Origin of the sequence: Bacteroides salyersiae WAL 10018 = DSM 18765 = JCM 12988 (assembly GCF_000381365.1) — a bacterium.
Lineage (GTDB): Bacteria > Bacteroidota > Bacteroidia > Bacteroidales > Bacteroidaceae > Bacteroides > Bacteroides salyersiae.
In genome coordinates, this window is the sequence record NZ_KB905467.1 from 623,494 (window position 1) to 649,880 (window position 26,387).

Here is a 26,387-nt window from a genome sequence, read left to right on the forward strand (position 1 = left end):
TAAAATATTTTTGTACTCTTGACCTCGTATGGCAGCTATTACCTTACAGATTACAGTACAACACATTACGGTTTCAACGGGCCATAAAAGTACGATGCCGTAGCACCGCCGTTGATCAGAAATCATGATTGTAGCTACACTCCGAATCCATTCCAATAACCTGAATAAAAAACATTATCTATTGCATGAAGTTATTGAGTTTGTTGGCCGGATTGAGCGGTGTCTGGTCGGATAATACCAACGATTTGACCATATGCAGCGTCCCCTGTTTGTACTTCTGAAAGTGTTCCGAAGCGATATGCTGCCCGTATGCTTCACGGCTTGCATAGGTTTCGAGAATCGTTACTTTGCAGGGATTCTCCTTTTCGCCGACCGCATACATCGTCAGTACGCCCGGTTCGGTGCGCAAGGAGATTTCGCCCACTTCGGTTGCGTATTTCATATACTCGTCGAGGTACTGCGGGTAAACCTCTATCTTCGACAAACGCACGATGCCGTCGGTCGTCATCGGCTCTTTGGCGCACATCCCCAGCTGCTTGTCCAAGTTCAGGCATTTGCCGATAATCTCTCCTGTAGTGAGATAGGAGTAGGTAGGGAACTCGAACAAGACGGGTTTCAGTTTCGTATAGTCGAGTTTGCCGTCGCTGTCGAGCACATCGGAAGCGGCGTATGTATTGACTATTGCGCAAATGAAATTGTCGAAGCCATCGGTTTCATAAATATCCACTACTTCGCACTCCATCGTCAGTGGCGACGCGTCTATAACGGGCGTACCATGCTCTCCGATGTGGTAGGCGAAAACCTCAGACTTATCTACCGTTGCTCCACTGACACTTCCTACATAATCGGCTTTCGGCAGTATCTCATGGTTCACGAGATTGACGGAGAGTCGTTTCGATTGCTTGATACCTTGATTGGTATGATGGCTTTTGCTCATGCTGACCAGTATCCGGTCATGGCCGATAACTCCCGTGTGTCCTACCACGAGCCAGTTTACTTTCCCTTCGACTTCCGCCCCTACAACCGTCATAGGTTTGGGATAGAGTGCCAAGAGATTTCCGAGATTTTTCTTGTTTGTTTCCATTATATCGGGTTGTGTGGTGTTCTCTTTCACGGCTGTACCGCACGATGACATGACAAGCAGCGACAGAACACCTAAAATTGTTTTTATCATATATTACTTTATTTATCTATTTGACTTTCGGTGAACAGGTCGGCACGGTGTCCCATGAGGTCGATTCGGGCATATTCCTTATCGAATTCCTCCATCTCCCAAGCTGAGAGACGGACCGTTCCCGCGCCGAGCAGGTCATCCAAATGTACCGGATTGGTCGTCCCTGGTATCGGGGTTATCCACGATTTGCGCGATAACATCCATATCAAAGCGAATTGCGCAGGTGTCACTCCCTTGCGCTCAGCCCATTCGCATACTAAGGCGACAAGCGGCATATTGTGCTTCAAGGCTTCGGGCGTGAACTGTGGCAGGTTCCAACGGCGGTCGCCCTCGTAGAAATGGCTGTTCTCGTTGATTGCGCCCGTGAGGAACGCACGCCCCAAAGGACAATAAGGCACGAAGCCGATACCGAGTTCTTCCAATGTCGGGAAGATCTTGGTTTCCGGCTCCCGCCACCAGATAGCATATTCGCTCTGTACGGCGGAAAGCGGGCAGACGGCGTGCGCCCGACGGATGGAACGGGCACTGGCTTCCGACAGCCCCCAATGCAGCACTTTGCCCTCCTGCATCAAATCCTTGACTGTCCCGGCCACATCCTCCATCGGTACATTCGGGTCCACGCGATGTTGGTACAAGAGATCGATATGGTCGGTACGCAGGCGTTTCAAAGAACCTTCCACCGCCCGGCGGATATGATCAGGGCGGCTGTTGATAGCGGTCGGTTGTTTCTCCTCGACGCCGAAGCCGAACTTTGTTCCGATTTTCACTTTGTTGCGAAACGGTGCGAGCGCCTCGCCGACCCATTCTTCGCTGGTGTAAGGGCCATAGACCTCCGCCGTATCGAAGAAAGTGACGCCTTTATCGTATGCCCGGCGGATCAGAGCAATCATATCCTTTTTGTCGTACTTCCCACCGTAATAACCCACCATCGGCAGGCATCCCAGACCGATAGCCGATACATCCAATCCTCCGAGCTTACGATACTCCATTGTGTCGTCCGTATTCGGTGTATTTTTATCAGACGGATTTCCCGTCCAAGAGGATGAAGGTTCAGCAAACACACGGGAAACACCCGTTGTAGTTCCGGCTGCGAGTAGTGCAAAACTTGATGCCGTCCTTAGGAAATTTCTGCGATCCATAATCTTCTGTTTTTTCATTATTCATTTTCTGATTGCAAATTTACCGCGATTGGATAAGTCTGCTTGTATACGATTTACGGATATTTATACCCGAATCCCCGATTTTAGAATAGAACCGTATGTAATTCAAAAAGATTACAGGAATAATGCCAAAAGAATATAGATGGTTGAATTGAAAATTAATATACAAGAAAAGTAGTGTTATCATCATTATTTGCAAATTAACCCGTTTATCATTTCAAAGATTTCATTTTCATCGAGTTCCGTATCACAAGGAAAACAGACCGAAAATAAACTCAAAATAAACTGATAGAAACTTTTAAGAGGAAAATTTAAACAGGCTCTTAGTGTTATTGGATGATATGGATGTCGCGCAGCCAGCTTTCAACGCCGTCGCCCGTATAGGTGCGCAGATGGACTGAAGTGGGCGTTACCTCGTGGATATTGTCAATGGACTGCTGGAGATACTCTGTCGAGCCGTAAGTGAAGAACCCTCGTTTTACTTTATATACCCCTTATTGAGCAAGCTACCCGACCTGAAATTTGGTCGGGTAACTCATTGGATTGGTGTGAACCGTTATCACTTATTCGGCCATTCCGATTCTTTTCAGCCAGTTCAAGACATTGGGTTTCGCTTCGCTGACACGGTCACGGGGAATTGCATAACCATCCAACACGGAGGCTTTAGGCTCCAGCTCCCGTATGGTCTTGATGGCACCCGAGAAACGGCTGCCGCCATGCGTGCAGAAAGGGATAACAGTCTTACCGCCGAAGTCGTATTCGTCGAAGAACGAGTAGAGCGGCATCGGCATATCGTACCACCAGTTGGGGAATCCAATGAAGACCACATCGTAGTCATTGAGATTTTGGATGTGTGTAGCCAGCTTCGGACGGGCATTGTTGTCTATCTCGACCTTTGCCGCATCGATCAATGCCTTATGCGAGCCGGGATAGGTGTGTACGGTCTTTATCTCGAAAAGGTCGCTGCCCGTAGCTTCACTGATGACGGATGCAATGTATTGCGTATTTCCCATTACTTTACCATTGGAAACAAGGCGGCTGGCTCCGGAAGAGGCATCCACATCATCCGTTTCGGGAACGGAGAAATAAACCACCAAAGTTTTTCCTTTAGCATCTTGAGAGGTAGATTTTACTTGTTGTCCGGATAGGGACTGCGCTGCATTTGCACTCTCCGATACGGTTTCGTTTCCGGCAGCCCAACAATAGGCCGTTATCGTACAGGCAATGATTGCCAGTACACTCATTGTTATAATTCCTTTTTTCATTCTTTACTTGTTTTAGATGTCTATTCAATAATTCCGATTCGACGCAGCCAGCCTTCCGTACCGTTTGCACTGCCCGGCATATCGATGCCTGCATCGTCGGGACGTCCTGGTGTCGTAATGTCGTCCGCATCGAGGTCTTCGGGAAGTGTTTCAGGAATATGCTTCGAATCGGGCGTTACCTTGTAAATTTTCTGCATGGATTCATTCAGATAGGTGGTGGCCCCGTAGGTAAAGAACGGAATAATAACCTTGTCTTTCAAGTCGTATGCTTCGAGGAACGTACAAACCACCATCGCGGGTTGATGCCACCAGCAAGGCGAACCGACGAAAATCGTATCATATTTCGCGATAACTTCCTTGTCGGGCAGGTTCACCACTCCGGGACGCAGGTCGTTGTAGGCTTCACGCTGGATGCGGTCGCTGTCATCGTAAGGATTCGTGGCATACGGTTCGGCAGCCTCGATTCTATGAATGTCTGCACCCGTAAACTCCACAATTCGTTCCGCTACGGCTTGGGTATGTCCCTGTGCGGAGAAGTAAACCACAAGCATATTGCCGTTCCCGGACGGAGTATCGGGTTCATCCGGATTAGCAGGATTTTCAGAATCATCGGGATTCCCTTCATCGCCCGGTTCTTCGGGAGTGGAGGGTTGCTCCGTCGGCGGCACAGGATCATCATCGGGAGAACAAGCGGCCATAGTCGTCAGAGAAAGGAGCAAGAGCGGGATAAAAAGTAACTTTTTCATATTCAATCTGTTTTTTGATGTTTATTTATGGTTGTACTCTTCTTCGGTTACGGGAGCATACCACTGGGTAGTACCCAAATGAACCTTTGTATTGATTGCTATATGCGTGAATCCGCTGTCGGGAGCCGCTCCGTGCCAATGCACCATGTCTGCCGGAATAGTGACCACGTCACCGGGATTCAAAACTTGTATAGGTTTCCCCTTTTCCTGATAGTAACCTTTTCCGGCAGTGGCGATCAGAATCTGGCCGCCCGGATGCGAGTGCCAACTGTTTCGGGCTTTCGGCTCGAATATCACGTCGGACACTACTACATCGAATGTTTCACTGTCGGTCATCAACCGTCTAAGGTAGGCCGTGCCGTTGAAATTAGCACCTTCAATGACATTTCCTTTGGGAAAGATGGAAGAAGGTGCGGCAGGCTGGATTGTTTCAACCTTGTTTTCCGGTTTCGGGGTACAAGCACCGAGTGCCGCAACCAGTAAAAATAAGTAAATTATCTTTTTCATATCGAATCGTTATTTCAAATTTCATTTGCAATGAACGCTGCGCCTCGGCATAGTCCGAACAAGCTCGGCTCTGCACTCGGCTTGCAGTTTATTTTAGATATTGTTTGAAGAAAGCGTCCAGTTTCGGAAGTGTGATTTTCAGATATTCCGGCTGGTCATACAAATCCACGTGCGTTGCTCCGGGTACGACGAACAGCTCTTTCGGTTCGACAGCTTTCTCGTATGCGTCTTCAGAAAAATATTTCGATACCGCATTTTCTCCCACGATGAAAAGCACAGGACGCGGAGATATGGTCTCGATTTGCGCGAACGGGAAGAAGTTCATCATCGACGCAAGGCTCGTGTAGGAGTAATAGCCCGTAGAGTTGGGATGCTGCCCGCGCTGCGGATTGTCATAATAATCGAGGAAGTCAATGGCAAACTTTGGCGTATTCTCATCCACCTTTTCAGGCAGGGCGCGAATATCCCGGCGTGCAGCTCCACCATATTCCACCGTGCGCTGACGACCGATCTCATCGAGAATCGCCATACGCTGCTTGTAGGTCTGCGTGTCGCCCACGCCCTGACGGCGGGCACGCCCCATATCGTACATACTGATGGTGGCAAGAGCCTTAATACGATGGTCTATCTGTGTAGCACTGACAGAGTAGCATCCTCCGCCACAGATACCGATTACACCTATCTTATCGGCATCGACAGCCGGATGGTTCGAGAGGAAATCAACCGCCGCGCTGAAATCTTCCACCCGGACTTCAGGTGATTCCATGCGACGCGGGTAACCGCTGCTCTCACCGTAATAGGACGCATCGAACGCCAATGTCACATAACCCATTTCCGCCAGCTTGCGGGCATGAAGTCCTGAAGTCTGCTCCTTGACACCACCGAAAGGATGCCCGACGATGATGGCGGCATATTTCTTTGCCGAATCATAGTTTGCAGGGAAATAAAGATCGCCGACCACATCAATCAGGAAACGGTTGTGGAAAGTCACTTTTTGCTTCTTCACGCCATTCTCGACTGTCTCGACCGGTGTTTCCGGGTTGGCGATCAATCCTTTGCTTTGCAACAATCCGTTCAAAACCAGTCTGCCACCATCGGCTTCGCTGCGTCCGACGTGCTTTTCGACAATGGCCAGCACACCCCGTAATTCATCCGGTGTTACACCTACATTCAGCGCGATACCCATGTGTCCTTTCAGCATCGGTTCCACGCCTTTGCCCAACGAGGCTATCACGGCAACGGTCGTCAGCTCCCGTTCGGCATAGGTCAATACATCCCGCTCGAAAAGGTCAGCAAAGAGGTGTTCTTTGAGGAATACCTCGATTTCCGGAGCCAGTACTGCATAGTCGGCTTTCGGCGCATCTACCGGAACTCCTGAAATTTCTGCAAGAATATCGCGTCCACGTTCGTACTTGCTGCGGGTATCGGTTATCGGCGACGCTTCGCGTCCCCAATCGTCTTCGATACCTTTTGCCTTACGCTCGTCGAGTACCGCAACTAATGTTTGCAGTCCACGCAGGGCACGGGGAAAACCGCAATAGGCGTAGGCATGTACCATCACTTCTTTCAGTTCACCGACGGTCATGCCGTCATTCAATCCGTCCGTGAGGACGGTTTTCAGTTTGTCGAGGTCTCCCGTACTCGTAAGGGCTGCAACCTCTGCAATGTGTTGTCGTTTACTGTTCATAGCTTGTTCTGCTTTCGGTGTTTGAGAGGCTGCGATTCCGCATCCGAAGAAGACACCGAGTAGCGTTGTCCTGATTTTCAATTTTATTTTCATAATCTCTATCGTTTTATTTATCTGTTTTACCTGATGCAAAATTAGGCTGGAATTTTCGCCCAGACCGGTCATAAATTACGGTTTGAAGGATAATTATTACGGTTTTGTAGTTCACTGACTGCAAAAGCGTACACAGTAATTGAGTAGCAATTCGATATGCGAGGCGATGATCGTTGCGCTATGCCGGTCGATGGCATGGTGCAACTCTTCTCCGATTTCCCGCAGGTTATCGGTTATGATTCTCCTTTCGTACTCCGACAATGCGCCCTTACAGCAGCAGCGTTTCGGATAGGTCTCGATACGGTTTTCAAGCGATGTGTCGCATAACAGATCGGGATGAAACAACACACCCGAATAGTATCCGGTATGTCGATGCCGGTTCGAGGGTATTTCAACCGTTTCGCCGGGATAAACCAGTCGCAGCCACTCTTTTTCAGATGCTTTTTCTTGCTCTGAATCGTTGTAATACAACAGCCCGTAAAAATTGCACATCATCCGGATATCCTCGGTCAGATTTGCTTTTGACAAATCGACCATACAGATCAACGGATGCAGTGTTTCATGCCCCGTCAATTTATTGAACCTGTCAATGGTCATAAGTCCCGAATTATTCATTTGTATCATTGTTCTTTACTTTTATTCAGTTTTCCACGATGCAAAATTACAGGCTGTCCGAGTGCTCCATAGAGTATGAATTACGGTTTCATGTATAATTATTACAGATTGGAACCGATAAGCCGAAGATATTTTCTACATTTGCATAGAAACCAATGAAAGAGACTGTTATGGAGAAGATTATGCAACTGAAAACGATAAAGGAGTACAATGATTACATGGGCGTGGAAACGAGGCATCCGTTGGTCAGCGTCATCGAGGGAAGCCGTATGCCGCACCCCGTACCCCATGCACGCAAGCATGTGGGAATGTATGTGGTTTTCCTGAAAGAATTACGATGTACGGATGATTTGACCTATGGCAGACGCTCCTATGATTTTCAAGAGAATACGTTGGTGTTTATCGCTCCGGGGCAAGTGTTCGGACATGAAGCCGACGGGACGACTTTTACCGGTTCGGGCTGGTGTCTGCTGTTTCATCCCGACTTGCTGCGGGGCACACCGCTCGGCCGCCATATGCAGGATTATACTTTTTTTTCCTATGCCGCCAATGAAGCGTTGCATCTCTCCAAGCAGGAGCAGCAGACCGTCATCGACTGCCTGACAAAAATCGATGAGGAAACGTATGACAAGGCAGATCGCCACAGCAACTTGATTATCACTTCCGCCATCGAGTTGTTGCTCAACTATTGTCTTCGTTTCTATGACCGGCAGTTCATTACCCGCAAAAAGGAGAACAAGGACACGCTCGGTTCTTTCGAAGCCTTGCTAAATGACTATTTCACTTCGGATAAACCCTCTAAATTCGGTACACCGACCGTTGCTTATTGCGCAGACCAGTTGCATCTGTCTGCGAATTATTTCGGAGATTTGATTAAAAAAGAGACCGGTTTATCTGCACAAGAATATATATTGGCAAAAACAATGGATACAGCAAAAGAGCTGCTTGCCGATCCTACAAAATCTGTCAGTGATGTGGCTTATGCTTTAGGGTATCAATATCCGCAGTATTTCAGCAAGGCTTTCAAGCGTGTCGTGGGATGTTCACCGAATGAGTACAGAAATTCAAACTGATTTCTAAATAATTATATAATAAATAATTAAGGTAAAATATTCATGAGTCATTCTTTGGCATTCATCTTGTTACCAACGTAATAATCATTTTTCCTCACCAACAGGTAATTGTATATCGCAATATTTCTTTCTGTATTGCAAAGGAGTCATATTGGGATATTGTTGAAACGACATATACAAGTAACACGGATCGGTAAGCCCGTTCTGTATGAAATCCTCTCCAAAATTCCGTTTAAAGAAACGTCCTGTATAAGTGGGGGAAAGGTGAAATTTTTCAGCCGCAATATTCAATTTCAGAAGTTCGGGCTGGTGGATATGTTGCCTGATATCTTCGTTGTTTTTTTATTGTTTCCTTTTTCTTGCCGACCGTCCCATTTCCTTTTTTATCCACAGATAATATCCCGTCAACGGCAATGTACCTCCGACCAATGCCGCGATAAAACTCAGGATACGAGTGAGCATACCGCCCCAACTGCCTACGTGTACAGAGAATATCCATCCGCGTATCTTTCCCGATTTGTCGAGGTCTTTGTAAAGAGTCGTTTCGGTGATTTCGCCGTTTTTCGGATTAAAGTTGTACCGGTCTGCTGCCCGTTGGTTGCCCAAACGATTGAAAGAGACAGTTGCAGTACCGTTTGATACGGTGATTTGTCTGTAGCCGGGATTTTGTGCTTTCAGTTGCTCATACACCCCTTGCCATGAAGTATATGGAGACTGTTCTCCGTTGCTTTTGCGGCGTCCTTCCCGATCATCTTCTTTGCCCTCTTTGCGGTTCGGATTTCCGGCATCACCTCTTTCGTTTTTTTCTCCCCGGTGTCCTTTTTCTTTCTCCGTTGTTTGAGAGAGGGCGCCGTGATGGGAAGTCCCTTGTGTAGTCTCCACACCGAATACTTTGTAGAATCCTGTACGATACCATCCGAAAGACCATGTCAGCCCGGTGAGCGACATAACCAGCAGGAAGAGGAAAGTGTACAGTCCTCCTGCAATGTGCAGGTCGTACCAGAATCTTCTCCACCCTTTATTGACGGATATCTTAAAGCTATTCTTCCATGCTTTGGCAGTACGGGGTATCCAAACGACGATACCGGATATCAGAACAAAGATAAACATCAACGTGCTTGTTCCTACGATCATTTTTCCCCAGAAAATCCCACCATCCGGTTTCATGCTGTCCAGTAGCCACCGGTGTAGTTTGAACATTGTAGTGAAGAACGGCGTACGTTCGTATTTACCTTTTATTTCTCCTGTATACGGATCGATGTATACAGATGCCCGTCTGGGCTTGGAAAGGTTGACTTGATAGGCCCTTGCCGGATCGGCCGGGATACTGATACCTGTGACCGATACACTGTCGGGCAAAGTTGCCGCTACCTTTTTTGCCAGTTCTCCGGCAGGCAAGGGAGTCGATCCTACATTTTCCACATAATAGAAATCGTGGTTGAGTGCTTCTGTTATTTCGTTTTCAAAGACGAGGGCTGCTCCCGACAGGCAGAGGATGGAGATGATGATGCCGAAAGGAACGGAGAGCCAGAGATGTATTTGGCGAAATTTCTTTTTCATATAAGCTTTTTTCGTGGAGTTATGAGTAGAGCTATAAAAGGAGCCTGCATAAGCGCATACGGCTTGCAGGCTCTTTTATATTATCTGTTTGCCTATTTAAGGTTTCAGTCTTCCGACACCGCTGATTTGTGTGGCTTCTACTGTAACACCTCTTGTAGCCGTGGCATTTACCGGATCGATTTTATAGATACCGGGATGGCCGTCGGTAGTGGTTACGGCAATATAAGTAAGGCCGTTTTCCGTATATGGTGTATTGCCGAATCCGGAAATCTGGTCGGTTGAAGGCAGCCCCTCTACATAGGTGAGTTTTCCGGTTTCTCCTTTGTAAATAGCCAGTTGGTTGGCTGTGAAGTCTTCTTCGTCCAAAGGACGGTCATACATTAACAACAGGAAGTAGTCTCCGGTGAGGTGCCAGCAACGAAGGAAAGATTTTCCATTGGTCTGGTCTTCGATGCTATAATAATAACTCGGGTCGAATTCTTCTGTTCCGGCTTTGATACGTACGACACCGGCATCCAAAGTCGTCTGTTGGCGGGCATCGTCCATTGTTTTGGCATAGCTCGGGGAGAATACGTAGATATCGCCGTTGTCTGCAGCCCAGATAGTCTGATAATATTGCGATTTCATACGTCCGCAGGCATAGCTGATTTTGTCTGTCTTGATGAGTTTCTTGGTAGTAAGCGTCTCATCATCAAAGATAGCCACCCAACATTCATTGGGATATTGCGTCCACTGCAATTCACCTTTCTTGTATTTGCTGCTGTTCGAACCGCCATCTTCTTTTTTCACGAGGTCTTCATTTCCCGGAAGTATCCATTTCCCTCCATCTGCTTTTCCTCCGTACTGGCTTAAACCCATCGGAACTGCGGCGCTATAAATTTTGCTGTTATATTCCAGGATACCGGCCAATGTTACATATTCGCCATTACCCAGGAAGTTTTCCGACATGTAGGCCTTATTCTGGGTGTCATTTGTGGTAAATGTCTCATTCGGTACATCAAGATAAGAGAGCAGGAACATTTTAGGTAAATAGCCGTTCTCATCCGCGTACTGTGTAGGACCGTCACCGGTAGAGGAGGTCATGATATATTTGTCATAGATGCCGTAAGTAGTGAACCGTTTCACTGCATACTCGCCCGAACGGGCCTGCATTTCATAATTGGCATTCATGAAAAAAGAGCGGGTCGTACCGGCATTGCCTTGATTGTAGGTCAATCCATACAGGTATTGGTCTTTATAGAACACCCATTGTGTGGCGCCGTCGTTTACCAGACCATTGTTTATCGTAGAAACCGTCCCTCCGTTCAGAGTTTCGGAAGTCACCAGTACATTGGTTGTATTTCCGGATGCGGTAACAGAAGATGCGATGACATATTCGCCTTTGCCTACAGTACCCGATCCGTTGCCCTTTTCGTCATCAGAACAAGCTGTCAATGTCAATCCGACCATTGCTGTTGCAAGGAGTCCGTTAAAAAAGAAATTTTTCTTCATGTAATTTTTAATTTTAAGCTAATTGTTATTTACTTATTTGTTTATTTTTAATTGCCGAAGTGGATACGTACTTTTCCATAGAACGCGCGTCCGGCTTTTTGGAGACTAAAGTTGTCATACAGTTTCTCGTCTGTAAAATTGCGGCATTCGAATGACAGGTTATATCGTCCGTTTTTCAAACTGTAAGAGAGTGCCAGATTGTGTGAGAACTGGTTGGGTACTACATAATCACCCTTATTCGAACCGATATTGGACGAATAATACGTGAAACTGTGCAGATATTGGTTGTCATAAGATACGGTCAGCGTATTGCCCTTTTTCCAAAGATTATTCCAGAAAAAACTTACATCCGAATCGGCAAACATATACGGGAGGTTGGGCATACGTTCACGATAGGCAAGGTTTACGGCATTGCTGGAAATAGATTTCTCCATATTATCGCGTACATCCATTTTCGTGAAATTTCCTCCTACACTGAGCCATTTGGCGAAGTTATAACGGGCGGAGATATTAAATCCTTTCGTCAGCACTTTGCCGTAGTTTATGTAAGTAGCAGCGTATTTACCACCACTCAGGTCGGCAATGTTGCGCTGGATGTAATCTTTGGTGTTCCGGTAGATCAGCCCGCCATCCACATATATCGAATGTTTACCGAAAGTTCTGTTATAACTCAGGCTGAAATTCAGATTATCGCTGTTTTCGGGTTTTATGCCGATATCTCCCATTTCAAGGTCTTCATCACCGAACATCTCTTCGATGGTAGGCAGGCGATAAGCTTTCTCATAAGACAGTTTTGCTTGAAGTCCTGTCAGGATGAAGTAGGTACCTGCCGCGCCATAACCCATGGAACTGATACTGCGGGTCGTTCGTTCATAATTGCTTTGATTGGCGGTGGTAGCCATCGGACCTGCCACGAATTGATCGTAATACTTGCCGAATACGGAGAAATTCCATTTATCGGAAGGCATCAGACGATAGGACAGGCCGGAAATATTCTTGCGGGTCTCTTTGGCAATGGCGTCTTCCTGTTTTTCTTTGGCAAGTAGTGAGGTGTTGGACCGGTGGAACGTATTCAGCACATGGTTGAACGTAAACATATGGGCTTTACCGATACGGTATCTTGCGGTGAACGTACCGTTCCAGTTATTGTTGTCCGCCTCTGAATGTTGGTAGGATTGTTCACCGGGCGAATTTAATAATTTCTTTTCTCCGTACCAGTTGTATTTATAAGAAGCGGTATCCACATTGGTAGTCGTATTCTTGTTATAGTTTACAGTCAGCACTACATCCAGTCCTTTGGTGAACAGATTCTGCTTGCTATATTCCAGTGACGGCATCAGCGAATGGCCTTTGCGGTGTTTCTGTCCATATACTATTTCCTGGCGTACCCCCGTCTGTATCTCTTTGTACATGTGCGAATAAGTAAAACCGAACATCAGGCGGTCCGCCCATTTTTTATCCACGATTCCGATTTTACCGATAACGGCCTCATTATGGTAAGTGTCGTTGAAACGCTTTACACGTACCCTCTTATCCTTATCGATTCTGCCGGTTTCAAAATCTTCTACCGGAGCATATACATGATAATCGTTGTCCGAATAGTTCTGGAAAGCATTGATCTCGTAAGTGAGCCCGTTACCGAAAGTCTGTCCGAAATTGACATAAGATTTATGTGTATTGAACGAACCGTAGGAGTAGGAAGCATCCAGAAACCAACGCTGACGTTTCTTGTTGGTGACGATATTGATCACTCCGCCAATGGCATCTGTACCGAAACCTACCGGTACTACCCCTTTGTATACTTCGATGCGGTCGGCAAAGTTTACAGGGATGTTGTTCAAGCCGAAAGAGCTTCCTACACCTTCCTGTGGTACACCGTCAATAAACACCTTGACGTGCTTGCCGCTAAAACCGTCCAGCATGAGCTGCATGTCCGAACCTACGCCGCCCGATTCACGGAGTTTCATTCCCGGTGCTTTGGCCAATGCGTCGCTCAGATTCTTCGTTGTATTCTGAAGTTCTTTTGTATCGACAGCCACTGCGTTGAATGCCGATCTTTTGATTCGGCTGACTCCCGTAGAAGTTATCACCACTTCATCCAGTTCGGTAGTAGACGGTTTTATCACGATGTTCAATTTGTTTCTTTCCCCTTCGGTTAGGTGCACTTTTCTCTCTACCGTTTCGAATCCTACGGCAGATACGATTAATGTATAGTCTCCTGCGGGGGCTTTCAGATGATAGATTCCTTTTTCATTAGTAGTACAGCCGAATTGTGTACCTTTCAGGTAGACAGTGGCAAAATCAATGGTTTCTTTATTCTCGGCAGATATAATTTTGCCGGAGAGCATTGCCCTGTGTTGCGCATATGCAGAAGTCGATAGACAGGCAATTATCAAAAAAGTCAGAGTTAATTTTAGGCTTCTTGTTTTCAAAATATCCTTTGTGTATTAAACGTTTTTAATGCGTTGCAAAGGTCTTTATTTATCGTCATTTGCACAATCGCTACTATTAGGTAATCTGCATAGATCGAATATCGGATATAGTATATGATGCAATCACCATAATAAGGTATATTACCGGAATAACCTGCGTTGGGATGAAATTTCCATTCTTTATATGTTTGAAAACATATTATTACTATTAGATAATTATTAAACTGTTGATATATAGTGTTATATTGTTTTTATTGCAGAATGTGTGTGCGTACACACTATTGCTTATCCGGGTTATTCATTTTACTTTTGCAGAAGAAAAAGAGTTTTAAGGTATTTATCCTATGAACAAAGAATCTCCAAACATTCGCATTATAGACATTGCCGAAATGGCCGGTGTATCCGTTGGCACGGTAGACAGGGTGATACATAACCGTGGCCGTGTGTCGGAGGAAAATGAGAAAAAAGTAAGAGCGATCCTTGAGAAAGCGAATTATCAGCCTAATCTGATGGCCCGTTCCTTAGCTTCTAAAAAGCAGTACCATTTCCTTGCCATTACTCCTTCTTTCAAACCGGGAGAATATTGGGAAGCCATTTCCGAAGGGATAGACAAAGCCGCTTCCGAGACCGAACTTTACAATGTCAATGTTACCAAACTTTTTTTTGACCAGTACGATAACCATACTTTTGATGCAATTGTGCGTACCCTTTTTGATGAAGAAGATATTGACGGTGTGCTGATTGCTACTTTGTTCACCGATTCCGTAGTCCGTCTTTCGCGCGAACTCGATGCCCGGGATATTCCTTACGTTTATGTGGACTCTAATATTGTGGGTGAGCATCAGCTTGCTTATTTCGGTACGGAGTCTTATGATGCCGGATTCATTGCGGCCAAATTGCTGATGAGCCAGCTTGGCAGCCATTCGGATATTCTGATATCCCGGATTGTGCATAGCGGCAAGAACGACTCCAATCAGGGAAAGAACCGGAAGGAAGGCTTTTGCCAATATCTCACCGAACAGGGATTTGAAGGAAATATCCATGAAGTGGAATTAAGGATAGACGATACGGATTATAATTTTGCCAGACTCGATGAGATATTCCGTGCCAATCCCCGGATCGAGGGAGCGGTTATTTTCAATTCAACCTGTTATATTTTGGGAAATTACCTTAAAGAGAGAGGGTTGGAAAATGTCAAATTAGTAGGCTATGACTTGATAGGGAAGAATACTCAATTACTGTCCGAAGGCATTATCACGGCCTTGATAGCCCAACGGCCGGAACAGCAGGGATACGATGGCATTAAGTCTTTATGCAATTATCTTGTGTTGAAGCAGCGTCCCGATAAGGTAAATCTGATGCCGATAGATATTCTCATTAAAGAGAATCTGAAATATTATCTGAATAAGAAATTATAACTTTATAAAACAGGAAATCATGAACGAATTATTTAGTGTAAAAGACAAAGTTGTTGTTATCACCGGTGGAGCCGGTATTTTAGGTAAAGGTATTGCTGCCTATCTGGCAAAAGAGGGAGCTAAGATTGTTATTCTCGACCGCAGCGAAGAAGCCGGAAATGCTCTGGTGCAAGGCATCAAAGCGGAGGGGGGAGACGCCATGTTTCTTTATACCGATGTCATGAATAAAGAGGTACTCGAAGGAAATAAAGTGGAAATCATGAAAGCTTACGGCCGCATCGACGTATTGCTGAATGCCGCCGGCGGAAATATGCCGGGAGCCACCATTGCACCGGACAAAACTTTCTTTGATCTTGAGATCGACGCTTTCAAAAAGGTGGTCGATTTAAACCTTTTCGGAACCGTTTTGCCTACAATGGTATTTGCCGGTATCATGGTCGATCAGAAAAAAGGCAGCATCGTCAACTTCTGTTCAGAATCTGCACTCCGTCCGTTGACTCGTGTGGTCGGTTACGGAACAGCCAAAGCTGCAATAGCCAATTTCACCAAATACATGGCCGGTGAACTGGCTCTTAAATTCGGTGACGGCCTTCGTGTCAATGCCATTGCCCCCGGATTCTTCCTCACCGACCAGAACCGTACTCTATTGACAAACCCTGACGGCTCTTTGACCGATCGTTCCAAAACAATTTTAGCCCATACTCCGTTTGGCCGTTTCGGTGAACCGGAAGACTTGTACGGAACTATCCAATATCTTATCAGCGATGCCTCAAAATTCGTAACCGGTACTGTAGCTGTTATCGACGGTGGCTTCGATGCTTTCTCAATTTGATTGGGAGGTGGGAGTTAGAAGTTAGGAGTTAGTAGCTAATAGCTTGAAATAACTGTAATTTCAATCGTAAATCGTAAATCGTAAATCGTAAATCGTCAAATCGTAAATAAAATTATTATGTACCTATGTGAACAAACTTGGCGCTGGTACGGTCCTAATGACCCTGTAAGCCTGTGGGATATCAAGCAGGCCGGTGCCACCGGAATAGTAAATGCCCTTCATCACATCCCTAACGGAGAAGTGTGGACAGTGGAGGAGATCATGAAGCGGAAGCAGATGATTGAAGAAGTCGGTCTTACCTGGTCGGTAGTCGAAAGTGTACCCGTACACGAACATATCAAGACTCAGACCGGAGATTTCATGAGATATATCGAGAATTATAAAGAGAGCATCCGTAATCTGGCGAAGTGTGGAGTGATGGTTGTCACTTACAATTTCATGCCGGTGCTCGACTGGACCCGTACGGATCTTGCTTATACTCTGCCCGACGGTTCTAAAGCCCTTCGTTTTGAAAAGGCGGCTTTTGTGGCTTTCGATCTGTTCATCCTCAAACGCCCCAATGCCGAGAAGGATTATACAGCCGAAGAAATTGCCAAGGCGAAAGCCCGTTTCGAACAGATGAGCGAAGACGACAAGAAACTTCTTGTCCGTAATATGATTGCCGGTCTTCCCGGTTCCGAAGAGAGTTTCACCGTTGAGCAATTCCAAGAAGCCCTCGACAGATACAATGATATCGATGCCGAAAAGCTCCGTGCCAATCTTATCTTCTTCTTGAAAGAGATTGCTCCGGTGGCCGATGAGGTGGGGGTGAAGTTGGTGATCCATCCGGATGATCCTCCTTACTCCATTTTGGGTCTGCCCCGTATCATGAGCACGGAGGAGGATTTCATTAAATTGATAGAAGCGGTTCCTAATGAATCGAACGGCCTTTGTCTCTGTACCGGTTCTTTTGGTGTACGTGCCGACAATGATCTTGCCGGAATAATGGAACGTCAGGGAGACCGCGTTAATTTTGTTCATCTGCGTAGTACCCAGCGTGATGCCGAAGGCAATTTCTACGAAGCCAATCATCTGGAAGGAGATGTGGATATGTACAACGTCATGAAAAACTTGTTGAAGTTGCAGCAACGTCGCAAATGTTCCATTGCCATGCGTCCGGATCACGGCCATCAGATGATTGATGATTTGAAGAAAAAGACCAATCCGGGCTATTCATGTCTCGGTCGTCTTCGGGGACTGGCAGAATTGCGCGGGCTCGAAATGGGCATTGCAAAATCTATTTTTGATAAAGAGTAGTTAAGTGATAAGTAGTTAAGTAATAAGTAGTCAAGTAGTTAAGTAGTCAAGTAGTTAAGTAGTCAAGTAGTAAGTAGTTGAGTGATTAAGTAGCAAATAGTTAAGGAAAATATATCAGACAAGTCATTTCTACTTGGGCACTATAAAATATTTTGTGTAAATGTAAAATACGGGATTCAGTATGGGTTCCGTATTTTTTATTTAATAGCTTTGCAAAATGAAGAAAATTATGAAAGAGAAGAATCATGTAGTGCCTGATGAGGTATTAAGTAAGGAGTTCCTTAGCCAGTTCAAAACAGAAGCTGATGTCAGCAAGTTTCTGAAGCAGTTACACGCGCAGGTATTGGAGAAAATGCTTGAAGGTGAGATGGATGCCCATCTGGGTTATGAGAAGAATTCGGTTTCCGGTCATAACAGCGGCAATTCCCGTAACGGCAGCTACCCCAAGAAAATCCAAACCGAACACGGTGAAGCGGTCATACCTATTCCCCGTGACCGTAACGGTGAATTCGAGCCCATAGTTGTTCCCAAACACGAGAGTCGTGGGCTTTCCATAGAAAAACTTGTTATCTCCCTATATGCCAAAGGAATGAGCGTGTCCGACATAGAAGAGGAGATGCGTGAAATCTATGAGATAGAACTGTCCACATCAGCCATTTCCATCATCACGAACAAAGTCAATCAAGCTGCTCAGGAATGGCAGAACCGCCCTTTGGACCCGGTCTATCTTATCGTTTGGATGGACGGTATTGTCTTCAAGGTTCGTGACAACGGTAAAATCATCAACAAGACTGTCTATCTCTGTATCGGTCTGAAACAGAACGGCTTGAAGGAAGTCCTTGGCATGTGGGTGGGAAAATCAGAAAGTTCTTCATTCTGGATGGGTGTCCTGACAGATTTGAAGGCCCGCGGAGTGCAGGACATACTGATTACCTGCACTGACAACCTGAACGGATTTACCGACACCATACGTGCCGTATTTCCTCAATCTTCCACGCAAATATGTGTCGTACATCAGATTAGGAACTCCTGCAAATATGTCGTTTACAAGGACAAGAAAGAGTTTACAGCCGATATGAAGAACATCTATAACGCGCCCAACAAGGAGGCTGCTGCCGTGGAACTGGATAATTTGGAAAAGAAATGGGGAGGGAAGTACCCTTATGCCATCCTCTCATGGAGGAATAACTGGGATGACCTGACTGTTTTCTTCCAGTTCCCATTGGAAATCAGGAAAATAATCTACACAACAAACCTCATAGAAAATCTGAATGGAAAAATCAGAAAGTACACTAAATCAAAACTTTCATTCCCTTCGGATGATGCTGTGAAGAAAATGGTATACCTTTCTCTGATGGAGATTGAGAAGAAATGGACAATGCCGATTACTAACTGGGGATTGATTATGAATCAATTTATGCTTATTTTTGAAAACAGAATTCAGATATAAGAGAACTTATAACTGAATCCCGTTTCTATTTACACAAAATTATGGATACTGCCTCTACTTGACTACTTACTACTTAACTACTTACTACTTGACTACTTACTACTTGACTACTTACTACTTGACTACTTACTACTTGACTACTTACTACTTAACTACTTACTACTTGACTACTTACTACTTGACTACTTACTACTTGACTACTTACTACTTGACTACTTACTACTTACTACTTAACTACTTACTACTTGACTGCTTAACTACTTGACTACTGAGACTACTTAAGAACTGAAGTGTACATTCTTATAATAAAGAGTGTACACTTTTTATTTGTACTTTTGATATTAATCGTATATATTTGCTCCCGCTACAATCTCAAATTACATAATAGTTCAACTCGATATCACTATGAAACCACTTTATCAGGAACTCCCGTTTTCTGTGGAACACTACATCAACTTTTACAGGGAAGATCTGCCTTATTTCATTGTTCCGTGGCATTATCATCCCGAAATAGAGATCATGTGTATAGAGCAGGGAAGCGGTACCCGCTTTGTTGGTGATCATATCGAAAATTATGAAGTGGGCGATGTCTGTATCATCGGACCTCAGTTGCCCCATGAATGGAGGAATGACAAAGAGTTTTTCGGAGAAGGAACCGGATTGCGTTCCGTATGCCTGTGTGTGTATTTCCGTAAAGAGCTGTTTGAGGGGGTCATGATTAATTTGCCCGAATTCATGAATATCCGTAATCTGATAGAACGTTCCCGGCGGGGGATAAAATTCACCGGAACCGCCCGTGACCGTATTGCGGACTTTATCCGCAGCACTTTCAATTCGAATGGGGCGGTACGGGTTACCAATCTGATCACTTTGCTCGAAATGATGGCTAATACGGAAGAATATGAACTTCTCGCCAGTGTAGGTTTCACCCAGTCCGTCAATTCTTCCGACTTTGAACGTTTCAATAAGATATATCAATATCTGGTGAAGAACTTTAACCAACCGATTAAACTGGAAGAGGTAGCCGGCTTGGTAGGTCTTACCCCTACTGCCTTTTGCCGCTATTTCAAGGAGCGGACCAAGAAGACCTTCGTACAATATCTGAACGATATGCGTATCGGACATGCCAAGCGGCTCTTGATTGAAGGAAAAATGAAGATATCCACCGTAAGTATGGAAGTGGGATTCAATAACCTGTCCAACTTTATCGAGCAATTCAAAAAGAGCGTCCATATGTTGCCTACCGAATACCAAAAACAGTATGGTGTGAAAAATAAAAAAGCGATTTAGAAGCCCTCTATCCTACATTATTCACACTCAGTAGTCAAGTAGTAAGTAGTTAAGTAGAATACATCAGACAAGTCATTTCTACTTAACTACTTACTACTTGACTACTGTATATGAATTATTCAGGCTATATTCTGGAATATTATCAATTAAAATCCATATACCTGTATAAATGATAAGATAACATAATTATCGGGGAAGATAGGAGACAGACCGCCTATGGCTATGGCCTACCTTTGTTCCCATCGAATTATATGTGGAATCTTAAAATATAGGTGATTATGGAAAATAACAAAATTGTCTTTCCGGAACTGTTCTTTACCGATAAGAATCTGGTGGGACGCGATGTCCTCAAAATCTCCCGGAATTTATCCGACTTGAAAGGCATCTTTGCCGATGCGGAAGCTTTCGAACGAATGCCCCAGAATCAGCTTGCTTATGAAGTCAGCAGTTTTTTACCCGAAAAAGAAGGAACTCCGGGCGGATTGTACTTCGGCATTACCTATCTGTATCCGGGGAAAGTCGGCAATGAGTACATGATGACGAAAGGACATTATCATGCCAACGTCGACCGTGCGGAATTCTACTGGGGACTGGAGGGTGAAGGTATGCTGATCCTGATGGACGGGCAGCGTAATGTGTGGGCCGAACATGTATTTCCCGGCAGCTTGCATTACATTCCGGGAGGAGTAGCCCATCGGATGGCAAATACGGGAAGCTCCCTTTTCTCGTTTGCTGCCTGCTGGCCTTCGGACGCCGGGCATAATTATGCCGAGATTGCAGAAAACGGATTCTCTGCCAGATTGATGGAAGTGAATGGTGTCCCTCATTTAATCTGACCGGCAATGTATTGTATAGCAATAGATTTAGGAGGTACCATTATCAAGATCGGTTTGGTGAAAGGAGCGGAAATCCTTGAATTCAACTCGTTTCCCGCCAAAGCAGGGAGTCTGGCCGACAATCTTCCTGTTATGGAGACGGTAATAGACCGGTTGTTAGGAAAATGGAGGGTATCGAAAGAAGAACTTTCCGGCATAGGGCTGGCCTTTCCCGGTATGGTCAATCCGAAGGAGAAAAGGGTGACTTCCACCAATGATAAATACGATGATGCCTGTGACATAGATCTGGCTTCGTGGGTTTACAGGAATTGGGAAACTCTTTTCATTATCGATAATGACGCCCGCCTGGCACTTGCCGGAGAGTGGTGTTTCGGTGCCGGAAGAAATAGCAGGAACATGGTAATGATGACCATTGGTACGGGAATCGGTACCGGGGTCGTACTGGATGGACGGATTATAAAAGGAACTCATTATCAGGCAGGGTCGTTGGGCGGACACATCGTCGTGGACTATCGTGGACGGCGTTGTACTTGTGGAAACATCGGGTGTGTGGAAGCAATGGCTTCTTCCTTTTTCCTGCCGGAGATTATCCGTACCCATTCCAAGATCAGCAATGAGTATAAGGCGAAAGCTTCTTCTTACGACTTTAAAACCCTGTTCGGTTTAATGAGACAGGGAGAGCTGGAAGCCACTCTTTTATGTCAGGATTGCATGGATGTATGGGCGGCGGCCATTATCAATTACATCCATGCTTATGATCCGGAGATCATCGTGATAGGCGGCGGGATTATGCGTAGTGCGGATATCATATTGCCTTATCTGAAAGAACGGATCGACCGTCTGGTTTGGTCGCCGGAAAATGAAGTAGAGATCAGAGCCTCCTTATTGGGGGATAATGCCGCTCTTTTGGGAATTTCGTGTACGTTGTCAACAATAAAAAAAGAAAAATGCTATGAACAGATATTTTAATGAGAAATCTAATTATGATAAGTATCCGGTGGTGAACGTGCCGGGTATGGAGGAAGAGTGCCGGGTGGGTTGGAGAGCTATTTCCGATCGTCTGGAGAAAGACCTGTCGCAGATCGGAAAGAAAGTAAAGGTCGTGGTGCTGGAATGTTACCAGGGAGTATCGGATGAAGAGGTGGTTACGGCTTTGCAGTCTGCTTTCCCGGCTTCCCGTTGGTTCTTTTCGGCGGATGCCATGAAGTCTCCGGAACAGATAGATGCCATCTTGAAGCAGGACATCACGGAAGACGAGATTTTCGGTTATATGACCCGTCAGAACATGGACTGTTATTTCGACGGAGATAAATTGCCGGGTATCCGTTCGGAGATTGCTGCCGTTACAGAAGGCATTGTTTTTGTCTATGGGGTCGGTGCGGCTTACGTACAGCCTTCGTATGATTTGCTGGTGTACGCCGATATGGCCCGTTGGGAGATACAGATGCGTTTCCGTCGCAACGAGGTATCGAATGTCGGCATCAGCAATAGGGAAGAACGTGCTTCATTGCAATACAAGCGTGCCTTTTTTGTAGACTGGCGTATTTGTGACCGCTTCAAGAAGAAACTGATAAAGAAGTGGGATTATGTACTCGATACGAATACCGCCGGCAATCCAAAGATGGCGACTGCAAAGGCAATAGAAGCCGGACTGGAAAAGGCCTCCCGTACCCCCTTCCGGGTCGTTCCTTTTTTCGATCCGGGACCTTGGGGCGGACAATGGATGAAAGAGGTATGTGACCTCGACCGGGAGGTGCCTAATTTTGCCTGGTGTTTCGATTGTGTCCCCGAGGAAAACAGTCTTTATCTCGGTTTTGGAGACGTACGTTTCGAATTACCTTCTATCGATCTTGTTTTTGCTTATCCGGCACGTTTATTAGGCAATCCGGTATATGGCCGTTTCGGTGACGAGTTTCCGATCCGTTTCGACTTTCTCGATACGATGGAGGGAGGAAATCTGAGTCTGCAAGTACATCCTCTGACACAATATATACAGGAAAAGTTCGGTATGCACTACACGCAGGACGAAAGCTATTATATGTTGGATGCGGCAGAAGATGCTACCGTGTATTTGGGGGTGAAAGAGGGGATCGAACCGGAAGAGATGATTGATGCCCTTAATGAAGCACAGGAAAGCGGTTGCTTCGATGCGGAGAAATATGTGGGCCGCTATCCCGTTAAGAAGCACGACCATTTGCTGATACCTGCCGGCACGATACATTGTTCCGGAACAAACGGTATGGTGCTTGAAATCAGTGCGACTCCTTATATCTTCACTTTCAAGCTTTGGGATTGGGGACGTCTCGGGCTGGATGGCCGTCCGCGCCCCATCAATATAAAGCACGGGCAGGAAGTCATTCAATGGAACCGTACGGAGTCTTGGGTCAGAAAAGAGATTTTCAATCGTATAGAGCCGGTGGCCGAGGGCGAAGGCTGGAGGGAAGAACGTACCGGTTTGCACGAAAACGAGTTCATCGAAACCCGCCGTCATTGGTTTACCGCTCCCGTATTGCACCGGACGGACGGCAGTGTGAATGTTCTCAATCTGGTTGAAGGGAGAGAGGCCATTGTGGAAAGTCCGACAGGAGGGTTCGAGCCGTTTGTTGTTCATTATGCCGAGACGTTTATCGTGCCGGAATCGGTGAAAGAATATACGATCCGCCCTTATGGAGAATCCGCAGGTAAGCAGTGCGCTACTATTAAAGCTTTTGTTAAACACAATCCTTAATTCGATTTTGAGTATGAAATTTAATCCAGGTTTTGATATAGAACCCACAACGAATCCCATGGGGTTCGTTTATGGTCCCGATGTTTTTGGCCCTCCGGTAGAGAACCGTTTGCTGAAAGATATCCGCAAGAGTTTATCCGATCCCGATTGTGACGGTCCCGAAGTAGTGTATGCCATTGCCATGGATGTCGGAAAGAAAATCCATGAACCGCTTCTGAAAGAGATGCACCTTCTCTATGGGGTGGTGACTTATGCCGCCGGAAAATTAGGACGGGAACCCATACGTAGCCAGGGACATATTCACTGGGTTTCCAAATTCAGCCAATGGTCTACTCCGGAGGTTTATGAAATCTGGTCGGGCGAAGCGATTATCTATATGCAGGAGTTTGCCGAGGATAATCCCGGGCGTTGTTTTGCCGTTTATGCCCGTCCCGGTGACGTTGTGATTGTCCCCCCATACTGGGCGCATGCCACTATCAGCGCCAATCCGGACGAACCGTTGACATTCGGTGCCTGGTGTGACCGCGACTACGGTTTTGAGTACGAGGGCGTTCGCAGGCATAAAGGCATCGCTTGGTTTCCTGTCTTTAATGATAAGAATAAAATAGAGTGGCAAGCCAATCCGCTTTATGAGAAATCGGAACTGATCTGCAAAACTCCTGCCGATTACTCCGCCCTCGGCATCGTAAAGGGGGAAGCCATCTATACGACTTTTGAAAAAAATCCGGATACTTTCTTATATGTTCCCCGCCCGGAACTGAAAAAGGAGGTATGGGAGAATTATCAACCTTAGCTTGAATAATTTATATACAGTAGCCAAAATGTTAAGTGGTTGTTTAGTAGTCAAGTGATTTAGTAGTCAAGTAGCTTAGTAGTCAAGTAGTTTAGTAGTCAAGTAGTTAAGTAGTAAGTAGTTAAGTAGAAATGTCTTGTCTGATGTATTTTTTTGACAGTTTATTGCTTGACTGCTGATCCTTAATTATTCAAGTTGGGATACCGGTGACGTGAACTATCCGTCCTTACTACTTTATCTACTCAACTACTTAACTACTTACTACTTGACTACTTAACTACTTACTACTTGACTACTCAACTACTCACTACTTGATCACTTAGCAACTTAAATTTAAAAATAAATACCATGAAAACAGAGTATAATAGCAAGCTTATTTATGTGATTGCAGTCGTTGCCGCTACGGGCGGACTGTTGTTCGGGTTTGATACCGGAGTCATATCGGGGGCTATCCCTTTCTTTCAGAAAGACTTCGGAATCGATAACGGTATGATTGAAATTATTACGGCTTCCGGGTTGTGCGGTGCTATCTTGGGAGCGCTCTTTTGCGGGAAAGTGACGGATACGCTCGGCCGTAGAAAGGTGATTTTGGCATCGGCCGTGGTTTTTGCCATCGGTGCGTTGTGGTCCGGATTTGCGCCCGATGTGTATCACCTCATTGCTTCCCGTTTGTTTTTAGGAGTGGCTATCGGTGTCTCTTCTTTTGCTGTACCGCTTTATATTGCGGAAATTTCTCCGGCAAAAAAACGCGGAGCTTTGGTGTCGATGTTCCAGTTGATGGTTACTATCGGTGTTTTGGTATCTTATCTTTCCGATCTCTTTTTTGCCGATGAAAGCCGGATAGACTGCTGGCGGCCGATGTTTTATGTAGGCGTGATTCCCGCTATCGTATTATTTGTGGGTATGCTGTGTATGCCCGAGACGCCGCGTTGGTTAATCGGTCGCGGGAGAGAGCAGGAAGGACTGGCCGTGCTTTCGCGTATAGAGAGTCCGGAATCCAGAAACGATGCTTTTGAAGCGATCCGGAAAGAAGTGGCTAAGAGTCGTGAGGAGAAGTCCGGTTATCGCGAACTGTTCAAGCCCTGGCTGCGCAATGCCGTGATCATCTGCATCGGAATTATGTTTTTCCAACAGTTTGTAGGCATCAACACCGTGATCTATTACAGTCCCAAGATATTCCTTATGGCCGGGTTCGACGGTACGGTTTCCGCTATATGGGCCTCGGTGGGCGTAGGGGCGGTCAACCTGCTGTTCACGATCGTATCGGTGTATTTTGTAGACAGGCTTGGAAGGCGCAAACTCTATTTCACCGGTCTGACCGGGATCACGGTTTCGCTGATTCTGTTGGGCATTTGCTTTGCCTTCTCCGCTTCGTTGGGCGATGCCGGCAAATGGTTGTCCGTCCTGTTGGTCTTTTTCTATGTTGCCTTTTTCGCTATCAGCATCGGCCCGTTGGGGTGGCTTATCATCTCCGAAGTATTTCCCCAGAAACTCAGAGGATTGGGCTCATCCATCGGTTCCTTGTCCGTGTGGTTTTTCAATAGCATCGTTTCGTTTACTTTCTTCAAGATCGTACATGCTTTCACGATAAGCGGTACGGAGATTTATGCAGAAGGTGAGAACTTGGGGAGTCCGGCCGGTGCTTTCTGGTTTTATGCCGTGGTAGCTCTGGCAGCCTTGATATGGGGATACTTCTATGTGCCCGAAACCAAAGGAGTCTCTTTGGAAAAGATTGAGGAATATTGGCGCAAGGGGGGCAAACCACGTTTCTTGAAATAGGGAAAAAATGCCCGGAATATTGGAATCATATCAATATTCGGGCGATAATAAGACTATTATGGTAAAATATCATAATTATCAGCTAAAATGGTGGAAAGAAGGTATAACACTTCTCCGTACTTTTACATTCGTCATTTGATGCTGGCCGACCTTCTTTTTTTT

Annotated in this window: 21 protein-coding genes; 11 read left to right on the plus strand and 10 right to left on the minus strand. The window is 45.8% G+C overall.

What is annotated here, in order from left to right; translation table 11 throughout:
* Positions 1 to 178: 178 nt before the first annotated feature.
* The 7 genes from HMPREF1532_RS13835 to HMPREF1532_RS13865 form a co-directional block, all read right to left on the minus strand.
* The gene (locus tag HMPREF1532_RS13835) at positions 179 to 1,174 is read right to left on the minus strand and encodes a flavin reductase (RefSeq protein WP_005930665.1); all 996 of its coding nucleotides are present in this window, start codon (positions 1,172 to 1,174) and stop codon (positions 179 to 181) included.
* Between the two features lie 8 nt (positions 1,175 to 1,182).
* On the minus strand, positions 1,183 to 2,313 hold the full coding sequence (locus HMPREF1532_RS13840) for an aldo/keto reductase (RefSeq protein WP_005930668.1): 1,131 nt from the start codon (positions 2,311 to 2,313) through the stop codon (positions 1,183 to 1,185).
* Positions 2,314 to 2,897: 584 nt separating this feature from the next.
* Positions 2,898 to 3,599, minus strand: a complete 702-nt coding sequence (locus HMPREF1532_RS13845; RefSeq protein WP_005930672.1) for a flavodoxin — start codon at positions 3,597 to 3,599, stop codon at positions 2,898 to 2,900.
* 20 nt (positions 3,600 to 3,619) lie between these two features.
* On the minus strand, positions 3,620 to 4,345 hold the full coding sequence (locus tag HMPREF1532_RS13850; protein WP_005930675.1) for a flavodoxin: 726 nt from the start codon (positions 4,343 to 4,345) through the stop codon (positions 3,620 to 3,622).
* Positions 4,346 to 4,366: 21 nt separating this feature from the next.
* Positions 4,367 to 4,852, minus strand: a complete 486-nt coding sequence (locus tag HMPREF1532_RS13855) for a cupin domain-containing protein (RefSeq protein ID WP_005930678.1) — start codon at positions 4,850 to 4,852, stop codon at positions 4,367 to 4,369.
* A gap of 88 nt (positions 4,853 to 4,940) precedes the next feature.
* Positions 4,941 to 6,632, minus strand: a complete 1,692-nt coding sequence (locus HMPREF1532_RS13860; protein ID WP_025819095.1) for an alpha/beta fold hydrolase — start codon at positions 6,630 to 6,632, stop codon at positions 4,941 to 4,943.
* Positions 6,633 to 6,743: 111 nt separating this feature from the next.
* The gene (locus HMPREF1532_RS13865) at positions 6,744 to 7,256 is read right to left on the minus strand and encodes a hypothetical protein (protein ID WP_005930683.1); all 513 of its coding nucleotides are present in this window, start codon (positions 7,254 to 7,256) and stop codon (positions 6,744 to 6,746) included.
* Positions 7,257 to 7,417: 161 nt separating this feature from the next.
* Between HMPREF1532_RS13865 and HMPREF1532_RS13870 the strand changes: the two genes are divergently transcribed.
* On the plus strand, positions 7,418 to 8,320 hold the full coding sequence (locus HMPREF1532_RS13870) for a helix-turn-helix domain-containing protein (protein ID WP_044097540.1): 903 nt from the start codon (positions 7,418 to 7,420) through the stop codon (positions 8,318 to 8,320).
* Between the two features lie 342 nt (positions 8,321 to 8,662).
* On the opposite strand, the gene HMPREF1532_RS13880 is transcribed toward HMPREF1532_RS13870, so the two are convergent.
* From HMPREF1532_RS13880 to HMPREF1532_RS13890, 3 genes are all read right to left on the minus strand, one after another.
* Positions 8,663 to 9,880 (minus strand): PepSY-associated TM helix domain-containing protein, encoded by a 1,218-nt coding sequence (locus tag HMPREF1532_RS13880; protein WP_005930688.1) that lies wholly within the window; start codon positions 9,878 to 9,880, stop codon positions 8,663 to 8,665.
* A gap of 96 nt (positions 9,881 to 9,976) precedes the next feature.
* The gene (locus HMPREF1532_RS13885; RefSeq protein ID WP_005930691.1) at positions 9,977 to 11,371 is read right to left on the minus strand and encodes a DUF4374 domain-containing protein; all 1,395 of its coding nucleotides are present in this window, start codon (positions 11,369 to 11,371) and stop codon (positions 9,977 to 9,979) included.
* Positions 11,372 to 11,418: 47 nt separating this feature from the next.
* Positions 11,419 to 13,719, minus strand: coding sequence for a TonB-dependent receptor (locus tag HMPREF1532_RS13890; protein ID WP_025819097.1), 2,301 nt, complete (start codon positions 13,717 to 13,719; stop codon positions 11,419 to 11,421).
* Between the two features lie 428 nt (positions 13,720 to 14,147).
* Between HMPREF1532_RS13890 and HMPREF1532_RS13895 the strand changes: the two genes are divergently transcribed.
* The 10 genes from HMPREF1532_RS13895 (at position 14,148) to HMPREF1532_RS13940 (ending at position 26,225) form a co-directional block, all read left to right on the plus strand.
* A complete protein-coding gene (locus HMPREF1532_RS13895) occupies positions 14,148 to 15,221 on the plus strand; it encodes a LacI family DNA-binding transcriptional regulator (RefSeq protein ID WP_005930697.1) in 1,074 nt (357 codons plus the stop codon).
* Positions 15,222 to 15,240: 19 nt separating this feature from the next.
* Positions 15,241 to 16,053 carry an SDR family oxidoreductase gene (locus HMPREF1532_RS13900; protein WP_005930700.1) on the plus strand — a complete coding sequence of 271 codons (813 nt, stop codon included), beginning with the start codon at positions 15,241 to 15,243 and terminating at the stop codon, positions 16,051 to 16,053.
* A 117-nt stretch (positions 16,054 to 16,170) separates the two neighbouring features.
* Positions 16,171 to 17,349: a mannonate dehydratase gene (gene uxuA, locus HMPREF1532_RS13905; protein WP_005930703.1), complete on the plus strand. Its 1,179-nt coding sequence runs from the start codon at positions 16,171 to 16,173 to the stop codon at positions 17,347 to 17,349.
* A gap of 229 nt (positions 17,350 to 17,578) precedes the next feature.
* Complete coding sequence (locus tag HMPREF1532_RS13910) at positions 17,579 to 18,799, plus strand: IS256 family transposase (RefSeq protein WP_240043655.1); 1,221 nt, start codon at positions 17,579 to 17,581, stop codon at positions 18,797 to 18,799.
* Between the two features lie 405 nt (positions 18,800 to 19,204).
* Positions 19,205 to 20,089, plus strand: a complete 885-nt coding sequence (locus HMPREF1532_RS13915) for an AraC family transcriptional regulator (protein WP_005930706.1) — start codon at positions 19,205 to 19,207, stop codon at positions 20,087 to 20,089.
* Between the two features lie 278 nt (positions 20,090 to 20,367).
* Positions 20,368 to 20,925, plus strand: coding sequence for a glucose-6-phosphate isomerase family protein (locus HMPREF1532_RS13920; protein ID WP_005930707.1), 558 nt, complete (start codon positions 20,368 to 20,370; stop codon positions 20,923 to 20,925).
* A gap of 6 nt (positions 20,926 to 20,931) precedes the next feature.
* Complete coding sequence (locus HMPREF1532_RS13925) at positions 20,932 to 21,894, plus strand: ROK family protein (RefSeq protein WP_005930709.1); 963 nt, start codon at positions 20,932 to 20,934, stop codon at positions 21,892 to 21,894.
* Positions 21,878 to 23,653 (plus strand): class I mannose-6-phosphate isomerase, encoded by a 1,776-nt coding sequence (locus HMPREF1532_RS13930; protein ID WP_005930711.1) that lies wholly within the window; start codon positions 21,878 to 21,880, stop codon positions 23,651 to 23,653. Before HMPREF1532_RS13925 ends, HMPREF1532_RS13930 begins: the two co-directional genes overlap by 17 nt.
* A 13-nt stretch (positions 23,654 to 23,666) precedes the next feature.
* Positions 23,667 to 24,446: a glucose-6-phosphate isomerase family protein gene (locus HMPREF1532_RS13935; protein WP_005930712.1), complete on the plus strand. Its 780-nt coding sequence runs from the start codon at positions 23,667 to 23,669 to the stop codon at positions 24,444 to 24,446.
* A 348-nt stretch (positions 24,447 to 24,794) separates the two neighbouring features.
* Positions 24,795 to 26,225 carry a sugar porter family MFS transporter gene (locus HMPREF1532_RS13940; RefSeq protein WP_005930714.1) on the plus strand — a complete coding sequence of 477 codons (1,431 nt, stop codon included), beginning with the start codon at positions 24,795 to 24,797 and terminating at the stop codon, positions 26,223 to 26,225.
* Positions 26,226 to 26,387: the final 162 nt, after the last annotated feature.